The organism is Paenibacillus sp. FSL L8-0502 (assembly GCF_038593055.1).
In the GTDB taxonomy this organism is placed as follows: domain Bacteria; phylum Bacillota; class Bacilli; order Paenibacillales; family Paenibacillaceae; genus Paenibacillus; species Paenibacillus polymyxa_D.
The window spans coordinates 3,612,265-3,628,256 of sequence record NZ_CP151958.1 but is presented as its reverse complement, the minus strand read 5'-3'; the positions used below and the strand labels follow the sequence as shown (position 1 = coordinate 3,628,256).

General features: G+C 48.2%; 13 protein-coding genes and 1 tRNA gene. 8 read left to right on the top strand and 6 right to left on the bottom strand.

What is annotated here, in order from left to right; all coding sequences use genetic code 11:
• Positions 1-14: 14 nt before the first annotated feature.
• Complete coding sequence (locus NSQ57_RS15655) at positions 15-1,256, bottom strand: nitrate/nitrite transporter (protein WP_029517674.1); 1,242 nt, start codon at positions 1,254-1,256, stop codon at positions 15-17.
• A gap of 419 nt (positions 1,257-1,675) precedes the next feature.
• Between NSQ57_RS15655 and nirB (NSQ57_RS15650) the strand changes: the two genes are divergently transcribed.
• A complete protein-coding gene (gene nirB, locus NSQ57_RS15650) occupies positions 1,676-3,850 on the top strand; it encodes a nitrite reductase large subunit NirB (protein ID WP_342425004.1) in 2,175 nt (724 codons plus the stop codon).
• Positions 3,851-3,931: 81 nt separating this feature from the next.
• Positions 3,932-6,112 carry a molybdopterin oxidoreductase family protein gene (locus NSQ57_RS15645; protein WP_342426132.1) on the top strand — a complete coding sequence of 727 codons (2,181 nt, stop codon included), beginning with the start codon at positions 3,932-3,934 and terminating at the stop codon, positions 6,110-6,112.
• A gap of 126 nt (positions 6,113-6,238) precedes the next feature.
• Here the strand turns inward: NSQ57_RS15645 and NSQ57_RS15640 are convergent, their stop codons facing one another.
• Together NSQ57_RS15640 and NSQ57_RS15635 are read right to left on the bottom strand one after the other, a co-directional pair.
• Positions 6,239-7,312 carry an anthranilate phosphoribosyltransferase gene (locus tag NSQ57_RS15640; protein WP_340932589.1) on the bottom strand — a complete coding sequence of 358 codons (1,074 nt, stop codon included), beginning with the start codon at positions 7,310-7,312 and terminating at the stop codon, positions 6,239-6,241.
• A 19-nt stretch (positions 7,313-7,331) separates the two neighbouring features.
• A complete protein-coding gene (locus tag NSQ57_RS15635) occupies positions 7,332-7,934 on the bottom strand; it encodes an ANTAR domain-containing protein (protein WP_340932587.1) in 603 nt (200 codons plus the stop codon).
• 446 nt (positions 7,935-8,380) lie between these two features.
• Here NSQ57_RS15635 and nirB (NSQ57_RS15630) point away from each other — a divergent pair, with 446 nt between their 5' ends.
• Entirely contained in the window at positions 8,381-10,813 is a 2,433-nt protein-coding gene (gene nirB / locus NSQ57_RS15630; protein ID WP_342425003.1) for a nitrite reductase large subunit NirB, read from the top strand.
• Between the two features lie 12 nt (positions 10,814-10,825).
• Entirely contained in the window at positions 10,826-11,155 is a 330-nt protein-coding gene (nirD, locus tag NSQ57_RS15625; protein WP_029517667.1) for a nitrite reductase small subunit NirD, read from the top strand.
• Between the two features lie 249 nt (positions 11,156-11,404).
• Here the strand turns inward: nirD and NSQ57_RS15620 are convergent.
• Positions 11,405-11,476: transfer RNA gene (locus tag NSQ57_RS15620), tRNA-Val, on the bottom strand.
• 125 nt (positions 11,477-11,601) lie between these two features.
• Between NSQ57_RS15620 and NSQ57_RS15615 the strand changes: the two genes are divergently transcribed.
• A complete protein-coding gene (locus tag NSQ57_RS15615; protein ID WP_029517666.1) occupies positions 11,602-12,045 on the top strand; it encodes a GNAT family N-acetyltransferase in 444 nt (147 codons plus the stop codon).
• 87 nt (positions 12,046-12,132) lie between these two features.
• Complete coding sequence (locus tag NSQ57_RS15610; RefSeq protein ID WP_029517665.1) at positions 12,133-12,369, top strand: DUF3892 domain-containing protein; 237 nt, start codon at positions 12,133-12,135, stop codon at positions 12,367-12,369.
• Positions 12,370-12,491: 122 nt separating this feature from the next.
• Here the strand turns inward: NSQ57_RS15610 and NSQ57_RS15605 are convergent, their stop codons facing one another.
• A complete protein-coding gene (locus NSQ57_RS15605; RefSeq protein ID WP_340932583.1) occupies positions 12,492-13,250 on the bottom strand; it encodes an MBL fold metallo-hydrolase in 759 nt (252 codons plus the stop codon).
• Between the two features lie 201 nt (positions 13,251-13,451).
• Here NSQ57_RS15605 and NSQ57_RS15600 point away from each other — a divergent pair, with 201 nt between their 5' ends.
• Together NSQ57_RS15600 and NSQ57_RS15595 are read left to right on the top strand one after the other, a co-directional pair.
• Positions 13,452-14,009 (top strand): hypothetical protein, encoded by a 558-nt coding sequence (locus NSQ57_RS15600; RefSeq protein WP_013310940.1) that lies wholly within the window; start codon positions 13,452-13,454, stop codon positions 14,007-14,009.
• A 79-nt stretch (positions 14,010-14,088) separates the two neighbouring features.
• Complete coding sequence (locus tag NSQ57_RS15595; RefSeq protein ID WP_007431055.1) at positions 14,089-14,394, top strand: DUF1292 domain-containing protein; 306 nt, start codon at positions 14,089-14,091, stop codon at positions 14,392-14,394.
• Positions 14,395-14,504: 110 nt separating this feature from the next.
• Here the strand turns inward: NSQ57_RS15595 and NSQ57_RS15590 are convergent, their stop codons facing one another.
• Positions 14,505-15,980 carry an aminotransferase class I/II-fold pyridoxal phosphate-dependent enzyme gene (locus NSQ57_RS15590; RefSeq protein ID WP_029517663.1) on the bottom strand — a complete coding sequence of 492 codons (1,476 nt, stop codon included), beginning with the start codon at positions 15,978-15,980 and terminating at the stop codon, positions 14,505-14,507.
• Positions 15,981-15,992 lie beyond the last annotated feature (12 nt).

Sequence of the window (15,992 nt, the reverse complement as noted above, 5' to 3'; positions counted from 1 at the left end):
ATATTTAATGAATATCAGGCATTTAATTCTCCAATGCGATTGACGGCTTCATCAGTAACTGTAGCAGAGCGTCGCATCCAGCTGTTACGCCATTTCAATTGCATTATGATGACGAGGGTAAAGGCACAGAACGTAAGTAGGCTCAGACAGATGAAGCCCGGCATATAGGAACCCGTTGATTTGTACAGATGACCCAGTATAAGAGGGAGAAAGTACCCGCCTATGCCACCAGCAGCGCCGACGATGCCGGTCATGAGCCCGATTTCGTTGCCGAAGCGCTGCGGCACGAGCTGGAATACAGAGCCGTTGCCAGCGCCAAGGCACATCATGCCTACGAACAGCAGCACAACTACCACGGTAAGTGGCGGTAAAAACGCAATGCCGGCGAGCATAATCCCGGCCCCCGCATACAAGTACATTAGCATGCGTGAACCACCAATCCGATCGGATAAAAAACCACCTACAGGACGAAAAAAGCTTCCGGCAATCACACAAACGGTTGCAAAATCGGCGGCATGTACCGCGGAGAGGCCATACTGGGTATTGAAGAAAATAGTCAAATAATTAGAAAGGCCAACGAATCCGCCAAACGTCACGCAATAAAAGGCACAGAATACCCAGGCATCCCTCTGTTTGAGCACCGAAGCATATTGCGACAGATTTTTTGGTGCCGGGCGGTGAGGGCTGTTGCGGGCAAAAATACTGAACAGAATGAAGACGATTAAGATGGGGAGGATGGCCAATCCGAAAACGGCTTCCCAACTGCCAAAATGTTGAGCAATGCGGTTGGCGAACAAAGTCGCAAGGACGGTACCACTATTACCGGCTCCGGCAATTCCCATAGCCAAGCCTTGATGCTCTTTGGGGTACCATTGACCGGCTAACGGCAGCGCAGCTGCAAATGAAGCTCCAGCTACGCCCAGGAGTAGGGCAACAACGTATAATTGCTCCAGCGAATCAACCCACAGCCAGCCGAGCAAAAGCGGGATGATCGTGACAAGCATACCAATCTGTCCTGTGAGCTTGGGACCGATATAATCCGACATGAATCCGAGCACGAGCCGCAGCAGGGAACCACCGAGTATGGGTAGAGCGACAAGATTGGCTTTTTGTACAGGGTCCATTGGATAATCATTGGCAATTACAACGGCCAACGGTCCGATCATCCCCCATATCATAAAACTGATATCAAAATACAGAAAGGAACCAAATAAGGTGGGCTTGTGTCCGCTTTTCCAGAAACTTTTTTTGTTCATTCTCCATCTCTCCTGTTCTAATTGTTGTTCTTTGTCTGCAAAATGTAATTTGAACATGAAAAGCCGCAAATCGCCCCTACATGGTATCTAGGAAACGGTTTGCGGCTTCATTGCCGTGGTTGACACACTTCATTGTGAGTCGACTTGGTATGATCACGTTGGAGTGATTTTAATTCAAATTATAAAAAAGGATCTAATGTATGTCAATATACATAACACAAATTCGAGAAAAAAATTAAATAAAAGGTGAAAATATAGTTTTCATGTATTGAATGTTGACATGACATTCACAATTCAGTAATCTTAGATACATATCGGCACAACGATGTGCCGACTTTTACGGCAACGGTGCCCTTTTCCATTGAATGGAGAAGGGCTTTTTCTGTCTTATTTTATTCGGAGAATGGGGCTGGTTTAACATGATGAAAAAACTGGTCGTCGTCGGCAATGGTATGGCAGGCATCAAATGTGTGGAGGAAATACTCAATTTGGAGCCAGAGCGGTTCCAAATCACGATATTTGGTGCAGAGCCCCGTCCCGGGTACAACCGAGTGCTCCTGTCCAAAATGCTTCAGGAGGAGAGCTCATTTAAACATATCGTTACCCATGACTGGGACTGGTATGAAGAGAACGGGGTAAAGCTGTACGCGGGTGAACGCGTCTGTCGTATTGATGTTGCAGCCGGGATGGTGGAAACGGAATCCGGCATGAAAGAACCTTATGACATGCTCATATTGGCAACGGGCTCATTGCCTTTCATGCCGCCCATTCCTGGAGTGCGAAAACAGGGAGTAATTGCTTTTCGTGATGTGAATGATTGTGAAACCATGGCTAGATATGCCAAAACATACCGCAGGGCCACGGTTATCGGAGGGGGGCTGTTAGGACTTGAAGCTGCTCAAGGCCTGCTGAATCTAGGGATGGAAACTGAGGTTGTTCATAATGCGCAGTATCTTATGAACCGTCAGCTTGACCGGACGGCAGCTGTGCTTCTGCAGCGAAAGTTGGAGGAACAGGGCATGAGGTTTCATTTGGCGAAGGAAACGGTCAACATCATAGGCCGAAACAGGGCACAAGGCTTGATGTTTGCGGACGGGAACAGGCTGGACACGGATTTGGTTGTGCTGGCGGTTGGTATCCGACCGAATATCGAATTAGCTCAGGATAGCGGTCTGACTGTAAACCGCGCCATTGTCGTGGATGATTATATGCGCACGAGTATTCCTGGTATTTATGCCGTCGGCGAATGTGCTGAGCACCGGGGGATTTCATACGGACTGGTGGCGCCGCTATATGAGCAGGGCAAAGTGCTGGCAAAAGTTATTTGTGGTCGTGAAACGGCTCCCTATGAAGGGACGATTCCGTATGCGCAGCTCAAGGTAGCGGGGATCCATGTGTTTTCCGCAGGAGACATTCGCGATGAGGGAAACGAGACAGCAGTTATGGAATATAACGGGATGCTGGAGGTTTATAAAAAAGTGATGATGCACGGCGGTGCTGTCACTGGCGCCATTTTGTACGGAGATACGGCGGAAAGTACCTCGTTGCTCGGAATGGTACGGCGCGGGGCGTCCGCTACAGAGCTTACATCCCGGGATAACAGCCGGAGCAAAGCAGAGGATGCGGCAGCCGCACTGCCGGAAGAAGAAACGGTATGTGCATGCAACGGCGTGAGTAAGGGGGCTATTTTGCGAGCGATTGCCACGGATAAGCTGAAGACGGTGGAAGAGGTGAAGAGCCGGACCAAAGCGTCCGGTTCCTGTGGGGGATGTCGGCCGCTGGTGGCTGCACTGGTCAAAAATATTTTGTCCCGATCCACAGATTCCGGACCTGTAGTTACTCCAACCGCCCAAGAAATTGTCCCTGTGTGTGGATGTACGCATTACGATCATGATTCGCTTAAAACAGCTATGGTGGACGCAATCTGTCAGACTCCAGGTGAAGTAGTATCCCGTCTCGGTTGGACTAGACAGCAGGGGTGTGAATTGTGTCGTCCGGCTGTACTTTATTACTTGGAATCTCTCGGGTTGCGCGACAGATCTGCGACAAATCCATTAGGGGCTGGCGTTGCGGTTCAGGTCACACCGCAGTACGGAGGAGAGGCGCCCTCTGCGGGTCTGCGCTTTACGAACCTAAATGCCGAGGATCGGTCTTTTGTTGAGTCGGATCTGATGGATCAGGCATTTGTAGAAGTAGCCTGGCTAAGAGAGCGGTTGGCAACTTTATGGGGAAGTCTCGCATTGCCAGCGTTAGTTACAGTTGCTATTTGTCCTGGATCGGCGTATCCCGGAGGTGTACTTGTCCACGATATTGGAATATCTCGTTCTCCAGCAGGCTGGGAGGTCTATGCGGGTGGCCATGCAGAGCATCCGGTTCGCCAGGGGCACCTGCTTGGATTGGAGGAAGACCCGACAGAAGCGGTTCTGCTGACTGCAACTTGCTTGCAAATATACCGACATAGTGCCCGGTATGGGGAAAAAATGTGGGAGTGGATTGAAAGGACTGGTGTTCTGGCATTACGGGAAAGTGTGCTTGACGCTGCTCTTCGAAGTGGTCTAGCGGGTAGTCTGCGGACCAAAATGCTGACAGGATGACGGGTTGAGTTGGAGTTATGGCGAATTATCTATCGTGCAGACGATAAAATTCCGAAAAATGGCGAAAGGAAGGTGGCTTTGATGTGTCAGTCGGGAGAAGGCAAACCGGAAGCTGGGCTACATGTACCGTCAGTAATGGATACGCAGTGCCCGTTTTGCAGCGTGCAATGTAAGATGACCGTTAGCACGGGTACAGAGACACTTGCGGGTATCATTCGTACAGTGTATAAGGCGGAAGGGAAGCATAATGCAGCCTCGCAGGGTAGGTTGTGCATCAAGGGAATGAATGCGCATCAGCATGCGACTCATGCGGAAAGGCTGGTACAGCCCCTCATTCGCAAAGAGGGTCAACTGGTTCCCGTCAAGTGGGAGGAGGCGTTGGATACTATAGCTAGCAGTTTCTCTACGCTACTGTCCACACAAGGTCCTGATGCAATCGGAATTTACGGTGGAGGTTCACTCTCCAATGAAACGGCTTATTTACTCGGCAAATTTGCAAGAGTGGCTGTAGGTACGCGATATATCGACTATAACGGGCGCTTCTGCATGTCGGCAGCGGCATCCGCTGGCAGTAAAGTGTTTGGCATTGATCGCGGACTGACCTGCAGGCTGGCTGATATTCCGTTGGCTCGTTGTATTGTGCTCGCAGGTACGAATATCGCTGAATGCCAGCCGACCTTAATGCCTTACTTTCACCAGGCGAAGGAAAACGGCGCCTTTGTCATCGTAATTGACCCGCGCGCGACACCAACGGCGGCCGCCGCTGATTTGCACCTGCAAATCAAGCCGGGTACGGATGCTGTGCTGGCCAATGCCATGCTAAAGGTCATCGTGGATGAGGGATTTGCGAATGAAGAGTTTATCCGCAAGCGGACCAACGGCTATGACCAGCTGTTGACTCATTTGAAGGGTGTGGATCTGAGAGAATCGGCTGCGTTGTGCGGAATTGAAGTAGAAATGATCCAGCAGGCAGCACGTGCCTTTGGCAGTGTGGAGACGGGCATCGTTTTTACGGCCAGGGGTGTTGAACAGCAGACAGATGGACATATGGCGGTGCGTGCATTTCTTAATCTGGTGCTGGCCACTGGCAAGATTGGAAGGGAAGGATGCGGTTATGGAGCTATCACAGGTCAGGGAAACGGGCAAGGGGGACGAGAGCACGGCCAAAAGGCTGACCAGCTTCCTGGTTACAGATCGATTGAGGATGAAGAAGATCGAGCCTATGTGGCGTCCGTATGGGGAGTGAAACCAAGCAGTTTGCCAGGAAAAGGGGTGTCCGCCTATGAAATGATGGAGCTTGTCCATCAGAAACAAATCCAAGCTTTGTTCGTGATGGGCTCTAATCCTATTGTATCTAACCCGAATGTCCGGCTGGTGGAGAAAGCCCTCAAAAAGCTGAATCTGCTGGTTGTGGCGGATATGTTTCTCACGGAAACCGCGCGAATGGCTGACGTCGTTTTGCCTGTGACATCTTATTTGGAGAATATGGGGACGATGACCAATCTGGAGGGCCGCGTTCTGCTACGGGAAGCGGCGAGGCCCGCACCAGGCGAGGCTAGAGATGACTGGAACATTTTGTGTCAGGTGGCTGCAAAGCTAAACAAGGGCGGCTATTTCTCGTACAGGGATGCCGAGCATATCTTTGAAGAACTGCGGCTCGCCAGCCGGGGCGGTCCTGCCGATTACTACGGGATCACATACGACAGGCTGCGTCGTGAAGAAGGAGTATATTGGCCATGCCCGTCTACGGACAGAGCCGGTATGGATACAATGTTTCGGGAAACCTTTGCCCATTCTGATCAAAAGGCTGTTTTTACGGTGGTTGAAAGCTGTGGAGCAGGAGAGGAGATATCAGAGGAGTACCCGCTTATTTTGACGAACGGCCGTGTACTGGCTCACTATTTGACCGGTGCACAAACGCGCAGAAGTCCGTCGCTGGCCGCGCGAGAGATTGAGAATTATGTGGAAATTCATCCGCGGACAGCGCGACGCTGGCACATCAGGGACGGGGAGTGGGTAGAAATAGCATCACAGCGCGGCAGCTTCACTGTCCGCAGCCGGATCAAACCACATATCCGCGAAGATACGCTCTTCGTGCCCATGCATTGGGGTGGGATACAAAATGTTAATCGGGCGACCCGCCCTGATCTTGATCCGTTCTGTCGGATGCCTGGCTTCAAAACGGCAGCTGTACGCATCCGTCCCCTTCATCTGGCTGCAGCCGCAACCAGTGCAGATAACGAGGAATGGTCGGAGTTCTAGAGCAGGACGGAGTAAGTGACTTTTTCTTTGCATAAAAGGCCAGCCCCCTTGTATGAGTGAGGGAGCTAGCCTTTTTGAGTTGGACAGTTTAGGGCTCGTAATCACTAGACTGCGTGACGCCAGTAATTATAAATGCAATCGGGTTTCAGATCTGTCTGCTCCCGTTTTTATTTCTGTTCTGAGCATGGCTTCCCGCCAGTGACAATACAAACCCCAGGCGTGCCCATTTTCTAGCAGCGGTTTGCAGGTATACAAACCTTCCTCTATGGAGTCAACTCGCCCTGCAACGAACAGCCGGACCGCACTGTTGAGTAACACTTGATTCGAAAAGGCTATAGAAGCTGTGCCTTGTAGCACTTCCTCCGTAATGCGCAGTTGTTCAGCGGGGGTCCAGTTATGCTCTGGTACCACCGAATCCAGTCCGTACATTTCCGGATCAATAACCTGTAATGATACTTCGCCGTTAGCAAGCAGGTAAGTCCGGGTCGGCCGATCGATGAACAGATCCTCCGATCCTTCGCTCCCTTGGACGATCAGAGCTCTGTGGTAATTCAGATTTTGTATGAGTTTCGCCGTCTTTTCGAACACAGTATTGTGGAAAACGCCGAATACAATATATGGGGAAGAACCGTAATCAACCAGTTTCTCGGCAGTATTCAGCACTGTGCGAAGCCCCAGTTCTTCGCGAATGGGCCGCATATCTCGCAGAGGCACGCACCACTGTTCGGAGGCTACGAACAGTACACCAGTCAGCTTCGCGGCATGAACGGCGATTTCACGCGTCATGTTCCGGGGCGTTACCCCCATTTCCTGCAATAAAAGCGGGAGCGTAACACCCCATTTGGGAGGGAGAGGTGCACTGCCGTGCATCGTTACAGGAATTCCGCATGAGGCGAGTAGAAAGGCCGTTGCGAAGGTGGCAATAAATGAAGACTTCCTGCCATCATACGGACCGGCGAAATCAATACCTTCCTGCATCGGGAAGCGATGGGTATATTTACGACAGACGTTTACGAATGCTTCCAGCTCGCCAACACTCTCCATTTTAATGCGCTCCGCGGCAAAGAAAGCTCCGATTTGAGCAGGGGTTGCTGATTGGGTCATAATAAGTTCGGCAGCAGCTTCGGCTTCGGCGTAATTCAGATCCCGGGCGCCCCTTTTGCCACGACCAACTTCTTTTAATATTTCAATGATATTCATGTTCAGGCCCCTTTCAGATTTATGCTTTTAACATTTGCTGCGCTTTGACGATAGAAATGGCCACATCAACGATACGTTTGCGTTCGTTCATTGCTTTTTTCCGTAGCACATCATATGCTTCCGCTTCCGGGATACCGTTTACTTCTCCAAGTATTCCTTTCGCCATATCAATCCATTTGCGTTCTTCCAGCCGAGCGGTCAGTTGCTTGCGTTCACTTTGCCAGTGCTGGCGTTCAAAAAAGCGTTTGGCACTAAAATGAAGAGCCCAATTCAGCTCATGGGCTGCCATAGAAGGGGTTAGAATGCCATCAACAGTGACATCAGCTTCACAAGCCTCTGTCGATGATAGCGCTGATTCTGCGCTGCACCACCAGAGCAACGGGACCGCTTTGGTTTGCTCCAGCCTGCCACCCCACATGCTAATCGTGCCTACAGGGATGTTTAGTACCGCCGCATCTGCATTAAGGATTAGCTGTTTGATTTCAGATTCATTGCGGCAGGGCAGAGTTAGGTATCCGTTGGATTCTAAAAGGTGTTCAGGTCCTGCCTGCCATGAGGAAACGGCGTGTGTCTGCTCAGATACATGGTCAGAATGTAAGTGAATTACCAACAAGGAACGCAAGCGGGCTCCTCCTCTCTGTAATATGAAGGGTAGTTAGCGATGGGGATGATATTCATTGATAACAAATATGACATGTGATTTTATCCGTCTGCTTTATTTTTCCACCATCATCAAGTTAAAACGGACTTTTAAACCATTTTGGCGTGTTTTGGTCTGAAAATCAATCCTAATTTTGTAGGGAAGTGATATTTTATACGTCATAGACATGTTACATGGTGATAAAATATAATTTTTTATAAGTTTATGCGTTAGGAATGTTGACATATCATTTGAACCATTATATATTAGCTACAATACTTTTTAATTCCATACTCTGATGGATACAACGGCGTATTCGATGAAACGGCAATGGAGCCTGTTTTCTCATGTGGGGGGATATTTTGAATCCCCATATGTGAAGCAGGCTTTTTATGTTTTGAGGATACCAATGGAAGGGGAGTGACCTGATGAACAATATCCAAAAGTTAGTGTTGATCGGCAACGGAATGGCGGGGATACGCACTCTCGAACATTTGCTGAAGCTTGCACCAGGTAGCTATGAGATTACGGTATTCGGGGCCGAGCCCCATCCAAACTATAACCGGATCATGCTGTCTTCCGTTCTGGCGGGAGGGGCAGGTTTGCAGGATATTGTCATCAACGACTGGAGTTGGTATGAAGACAACAATATTCGATTGTATACCGATGATCCTGTCACAGCTATCGACACGGAAAAGCAGCAGGTGACATCACGCTCCGGCGTATGCATCTCTTATGATTTATTGTTGTTGGCAACGGGTTCTAAAGCCTTTATTCTGCCGCTTCCAGGGGCCGACAAGGATGGTGTTATCGGTTTCCGGGATATTCGTGACTGTGAAACGATGATGGAGACGGCGAAGACGCACAAAAAAGCAGCCGTCATCGGTGGCGGATTGCTTGGACTAGAGGCAGCCAGGGGGCTGCTTAACTTGGGGATGGACGTCACAGTTATTCATATTAACGGATATATTATGGATCGGCAGCTGGATGAGGCTGCTTCCCTTCTGCTACGGCGCGAGCTGGAGGAGCAGGGAATGACATTTCTGGTCAATAAGCGGACGGCGGCTATAACAGGGCGTCGCCGCGTGGAAGGGTTGAAATTTGCCGATGGCAGCGAGCTGGAAGCGGATCTGATCGTTATGGCGGTAGGCATCAAACCAGACATTGAACTGGCGGTGTCGGCGGGAATCCCTGTAAACCGCGGGATCATCGTAAATGATCACATGGAAACGAACATCCCCGGCATCTACGCCGTTGGCGAATGTGCAGAACACCGGGGAATCACTTACGGGCTGGTTGCTCCATTATATGAGCAAGGTGGTGTACTGGCTCAGCGACTCGCGGGAATGGAGACTCCCGGCTACAGTGGTTCTGTTACCTCGACAAGGTTGAAGGTATCGGGTGTCGACGTGTTTTCAGCAGGGGATTACAAGGATGAACCGGGAACACGTTCCCTGCGGTATCAGGATGATATTGGTGGCGTCTACAAAAAAATCGTAATCAAGGAAGAAAAACTGGTCGGAGCCGTTCTGTTTGGGGATACGTCTGACGGAGCTATGCTGTTTTCGTTGATCAAAAGTGGCGAGTCGGTGGTTGGCCGAGAGAAAGAGTTATTACTTGGCTTCAATCCTGGTCAACCAGAAGCTAGTGGCACCATGATGCTGGAGCAGATGCCTGATGACGAAATTGTATGCGGATGTAATGGTGTATCCAAGGGTGACATTGGAGAGGCGGTTGCGGCTGGCTGCCGGAGTGTCGGGGATATTAAGGCATGCACAAAGGCATCGGCATCATGTGGCGGCTGCAAGCCATTAGTGGAGGGACTCTTACAGTTATACGCAGGCGCAGAAGCCGGAGAAACAATGAAAGAGGGGATTTGTAGTTGTACGACGCTTGACCGGGAAGCGATCATTGATGGCATTCGGGAGATGGGATTGAAGAGTGTCAAAGAAGTGATGAATGTGCTGGGATGGAACGAACCGGAAGGTTGTACGAAATGTCGGCCGGCCCTCAATTATTATCTAGGTATGCTATGGCCACTGGATTATGAGGATGAGAAGGAATCCAGATTCACGAATGAACGGTACCATGCCAACATACAGAAAGATGGCACCTATTCTGTCGTGCCCCGCATTTATGGAGGAGTTACATCACCTGCCGACCTGAAGAAAATTGCTGCTGTCGCGGAGAAATACAATGTGCCTCTGGTCAAATTTACGGGTGGCCAACGTCTTGACCTGCTTGGTGTGAAAAAGGAGGACTTGCCAGGGATCTGGGCCGAGTTGGATATGCCGTCTGGATATGCCTACGGAAAGACTTTGAGAACGGTTAAGACGTGTGTAGGTAACACCTTTTGCCGCTTTGGCACTCAGGATGCTATGGGGATGGGCATCCGGTTGGAAAAGGCATTTGAACGTCTGAATGCTCCATCCAAAGTCAAACTGGCTGTGTCCGGTTGCCCGCGTAACTGCGCTGAAGCGACGATCAAGGATTTGGGCGTCGTTGCTATTGACGGTGGCTGGGGGATCTACGTTGGAGGTAACGGGGGTATCAAGGTTCGGGCAGCTGAACTACTTTGTACCGTTAGAACCGAGGATGAAGTGATGGAATGGACCGGTGCCTATCTGCAGTATTATCGTGAGCAGGCCAATTGGAACGAACGCACAGCCCATTGGTTGGAACGGGTCGGAGTGGAATCCATCAAACAGGCACTTTCGGATGCAGAGACGAGGAAGCAACTGGTGACCAGAATTGAAGAGACATTAAGCACGACGACTGATCCGTGGCACGAAATTATTCACAACGAAGAGCTGCGCAAAAATTTTGTGCAGCTGCCGGAACTTAAGCCAGTAATGGAATAGGGGGCTGACAAAATGGAGACCAATACGACAACCAACAGAATCAGAATAGCTAATTTGAACGAAATTGACCGACGTGGAGCAAGGACAGTTCGCATTCATGATACAGAAATAGCTGTATTCCGTCTGAGCGATGGCAGCGTGCATGCACTTGAGAATCGTTGTCCGCACAAAGGGGGACGGTTATCCGAAGGAATGATATGTGGCTCAGCAATCCATTGTCCGCTCCATGACTGGAAAGTTGACCTTTCCACTGGCCGGGTGCAAGAGCCAGATACTGGATGTGTGACTGCTTACCCGACGGAGATTGACGGTGAGAGCGGGGCGGTTTATATCGTAATCTAAGAGTTCTATGCGTATTGTGCTGAGGTCCTGTTTTTTTTCTTCTATATAAATAGAAGGATTAAGGTGAAAAGCTTTGCTGAAGAAAAAATGACATTGTTAAATTACAACGATCTGAGTATACAGAAAAGTCGACCCTATCTTTCCGGGCGGCTTTTTTATCTTATAAGTATCATTTTGATTAAAAAACAGGATAACTGGATTTATCTCTAGACAAACAAAAAAGCCTTGAATATCAAGGCTTTTGACGAATAGGACGGATGGGGATCGAACCCATGACCCTTACCCTGTCAAGATAATGCTCTCCCGCTGAGCTACCGTCCTTCGGTTATTAGATAATATCATGTATTAACCATATATGTAAAGTGAAAAAATAGAAGTCAGCCTGTACTTCATGACCATTTATATATATAATTCGAATTTGGAGTTAATGATAGGGGGAACAGGTGATGGCCGCAGAAATTATAAGTGTAACAACAGAGGAGCAGCTACAGGAGGCAATATCGATCCGTACCAAAGTGTTTGTCGATGAGCAAAAGGTTCCTCTCGATTTAGAAATTGACCATTATGACAAGCTGGGAGATACGGCCCATCATTTGCTAATTTGTGAACATGGTGAAATGGTGGCCACTGGTCGGTTGACATACTATGAGGAAGATACAGCTAAAATGCAACGTATTGCCGTTCTCAAGGAGCATCGTGCCGCAGGCTATGGACGTGTATTACTGCTAGCACTGGAGGAACGTGCACGTGAATTGGGGTTAAGATACTCGTTGCTAGATGCCCAATGTCAAGCCGAGAAGTTTTACGAAAAGCTTGGCTACGAGACGATCTCCGATGAACCTTTTGACGATGCGGGAATACCGCATGTTCGTATGCGCAAAAAGTTGTAGTCGGCAGCGCAAGGTGCATACAAATCTGTACAATGCGCATGCTAGTAAAAGTTCCTCCACTATATTATGGATAAGGAGCGATACAGCATGGCTAATACAGAACGGGAGCAAATTACAGCAGTACGTAAAAACGGGGATGGCGACCTTACGTCTTTTCAGACATCTACCGGTCGAATTTTAGATTATAGCCAAGCTTTGAATGAGATTGAGACAGGCTCAATTGCAGGCGTTAACGTTTTCAAGGCCAAGGATGGCAGCAAACGAATTCGGGGAGATGCCGACGGAGATCCTTCTAATAACCTGGATCAACTGCCATTGTTCTGACCTTAACTCGCAACATTAGAATGCAAGTTCATCAATATATTCAAGAACTAGCAAGCCGCCTGGCTTTCCTACAAAGGATAGCCAGGCGGCTTTTTGTTAATTGTTAAGCTGTATTTAGCATGCTACTCTGCACGTTCCAACTCTGCAAGTTGATATAATCGTTGCTGTTCCAGAAAGGACATGACGCCAGCTTTATCCCTGAATTGTTCCATATCATCACTATAGTGCATCAAATGAATCCGCTCTTGAAGAGATGGCGCCAAGCTTAGCAGCTCGTTCAACGTCGTATGGACTTCTCCGGCACCTTGTAATTGAACCTCATGCAGAATACTCCGACATCCTCGTTCATGCACCAGATGATGAAGCAAATCAGGGTCAAAAACCATATCTGCACTATAAAAAAGTCGGTCATTTATGAATAAGGAATAACTGTTTTTACCAGGAATATGCCGTGTAGGGATCAGCTCCACCTGGATACCGGATACTAATGTAGTGGGCACACCAAGCGTTATTACGTTTACCTCGAATACATCTTCAAGCTTGTCAATCATACCCTGCTGTGACATCCCGCCCTTGAGTGTATGCTCCCATAAAGGGTGGATTAGGGGTTCGGCGATATAAAGTAGAGGCTTGCGACGATGGAGAATGTTCATTTGAAAACCGAATTCCTCCAAACCTCCGACATGATCTGCGTGAATATGTGTGATTAAAATGGCGTCAATATCAGGCAAAGGAACGCGCATTTGGTGTAATGCTAACGAAGCGGTTGTACCACAATCGATTAGCAGTTTGCCTTCTCCGCTGTCCAGCAGCGCGTTGTTGTTGTAATAATGTTTGGCAAAGGCACTGCCTGTGCCAAGCATTTGTATCGTTAGGCTCATAATGGATCTATCCTCCAGACTTTGTGTACTAGGACATTCTACAGTCGTATTTTACCACCTATGCTGCTGGAACTAAAGATTTGGCTCCTTCTGTAAAAACTTTGGACAATTTGTGAAACACAGCGCAACTTGTGCGGCTGAGCTAGGTATAAATGTACGACAGAAGGTTTTTAACAGATGACGATGGAGGGATTAGTAGTGATGAAATGGAGAAGAGTGATGGCCCTAATGATGGCCTTTTCAATAATGGGAGGGACCGCCATTTCGGCGGAATCCGCCAAGGACCAAGTGCAGTTGATTATTAATGGAGAGGTGTCAAAAGATGGTGCAGTTGTCATTGATGGGAAGACTTATGTGCCCATCCGTGATTTTAACGGACTTGTAAATTTTGATCCATCCGGTGGAAAAGTTGTTTTCGACCAGCCTAACGTGCATATGTTCCTGTTCAAGGGAGATACTGTGTTTGGTAACGTGAATAAAGGCAATAAAGTGAAATTTAATGTATTTAGTCAAATTGATACCTTGAAAACAGATATCTCCGGAGTGAAGGTAGCGATCACCGACCCTTCGGGCAACGTGAAGGATATTCAGTCTCAAGATATCAAAGGAGCGCAAAAGGATAACTTCTGGTTCCGTACGAACGACTTTACGTATGATTTCAAAACAGCAGGGAATTACCGGGTTGGTTTCTATATTAAAGAGAGCAAAGACGGCAGCTATACCTTGGTGTCCGAAAAAGTCATTACAGCGATAAATTAGGCATACCACAAATTGACCTGCACCCTTGATCATGTTACGATACGGGGGAAAATAAAACAATTTGAAGGTAGGTATTTCCATGAGTGATCACAAACATGAACACGGTGAAGCCTGCAACCACGATCATGACCACGAACATGAAGAAATGGTTCTTACGCTAACTGATGAAAATGGTAAAGATGTAGAAATGGTGCTGGTAGAGACCTTTGATGTAGAAGATCACGTTTATGCTCTTCTGCTTGAGCGAGGCAATCCCGAAGCGGATGGCATTATTCTTCGTATGGAAGAAGAAAACGAAGAAATGGTGCTTTACAATATTGAGGACGAAGATGAGTGGAAACGTGTAGAAGCTGCATATAGCGAGCTTGTTGCCCAATACGAATAGAATTGGAAATAGCAGCTGTTATAAGCTCTTCAAGAAAAAAAAGCCCCCAAATAGGGGCTTTTTTTGTTAACTATCAACATATTTTGTAAGCATGTGTTGTCCGATCAATATTATGAAATAGCGTCAGTCTCGACGATAACCTTCACCTGATGTACTGTTCGGTCCTCAGGTCCTTTAACAGGCAGGCCTACTTCTACATGATCAACAATATAATCAATATTGTCCTGCGAAATAACTTCTCCTGGCAGTAAGATCGGAATACCCGGTGGATACACATAAATGAATTCTGCAATAATGCGACCAGCAGATTCCTTGAAGGGCACGATTTCCGTATCTCCATAAAAAGCGTCTCTTGGAATGAGGGAGAGCTGAGGGATATCTGGTATCTTTACAACCAGCTCATGCTCCTGACCTGTGGAATAGTGCAGAGAAGCCAGCTCACGCAGAGCTTTCAACAAAATTTCAATTTCCTCTTTGGTATCCCCAGGGGTCACCAAACAAAGAATATTGTACATATCGCTAAGTTCAACCTCGATATTATAGTGATCTCTCAGCCAATTTTCCACATCGTATCCGGTAAGGCCCAAATGGCGGATATGAACCGTAATTTTGGTTGGATCATAATCGTAGGTAGCTTCCGTGCCGAGAATTTCACTACCAAAGCAATATAGCCCTTCAATCTTGTTAACCTCTGAGCGGCAATATTCAGCCAAATCAAGGGCGCGTTGTGCTATTTCATGACCGTTAAGGGCCAGATTACGTCGGGATGTGTCTAACGAAGCCAACAGAATATACGAAGTCGACGTTGTTGTCAGCATACTGAAAATCGTTTGTACACGCTGCGGATTAACGAATCCGTTTTTCGTATTTACATTCAGGATTGAGCTTTGAGTCAAGGAACCACCCAGCTTGTGAACGCTTGTAGCTGACATGTCTGCTCCCGCCTCCATGGCGGACATCGGTAGATCAGAGTGAAAATGAATCAGTACTCCATGAGCCTCATCGACCAGGACCGGCACATTATAGCTGTGAGCGAGATCTACAATTTCCTTCAAATCGGCGCACACACCGTAATATGTCGGGTTGATAACAAGGACGCCCTTGGCGTCAGGGTGGCGTTCCAATGCCCGGCGTACGGACTTGGTTGTAACCCCGTGGTGAATACCGAGATTCTCATCACTGACTGGAGAAATGAATACCGGCTTCGCACCAGCGAAGATAATGGCAGACATTATAGATTTGTGTATGTTTCGGGGTACAATAATTTTATCACCAGGCATGCAAATCGACATAATCATGGTGATGATGGCTCCGCTTGTCCCCTGTACACTGTAATACGTATAATCAGCTCCGAAGGCCTCTGCTGCAAGCTTTTGAGCTTCTTCGATGACGCCTGAAGGCTGATGCAGATCGTCCAATGGAGCGATGTTGATCATATCTATGGAAAAGGCATTATCCCCCATAAATTCGCGAAATTCCGAATCTGCTCCCACTCCCTTTTTATGACCTGGGATGTGAAATTGAACCGGGTTGCTCTGAGCATGCTTTTTCAAAGCAGTAAAAAGCGGGGTGTTGCTTTGATTCATTAGTGTTGTCAC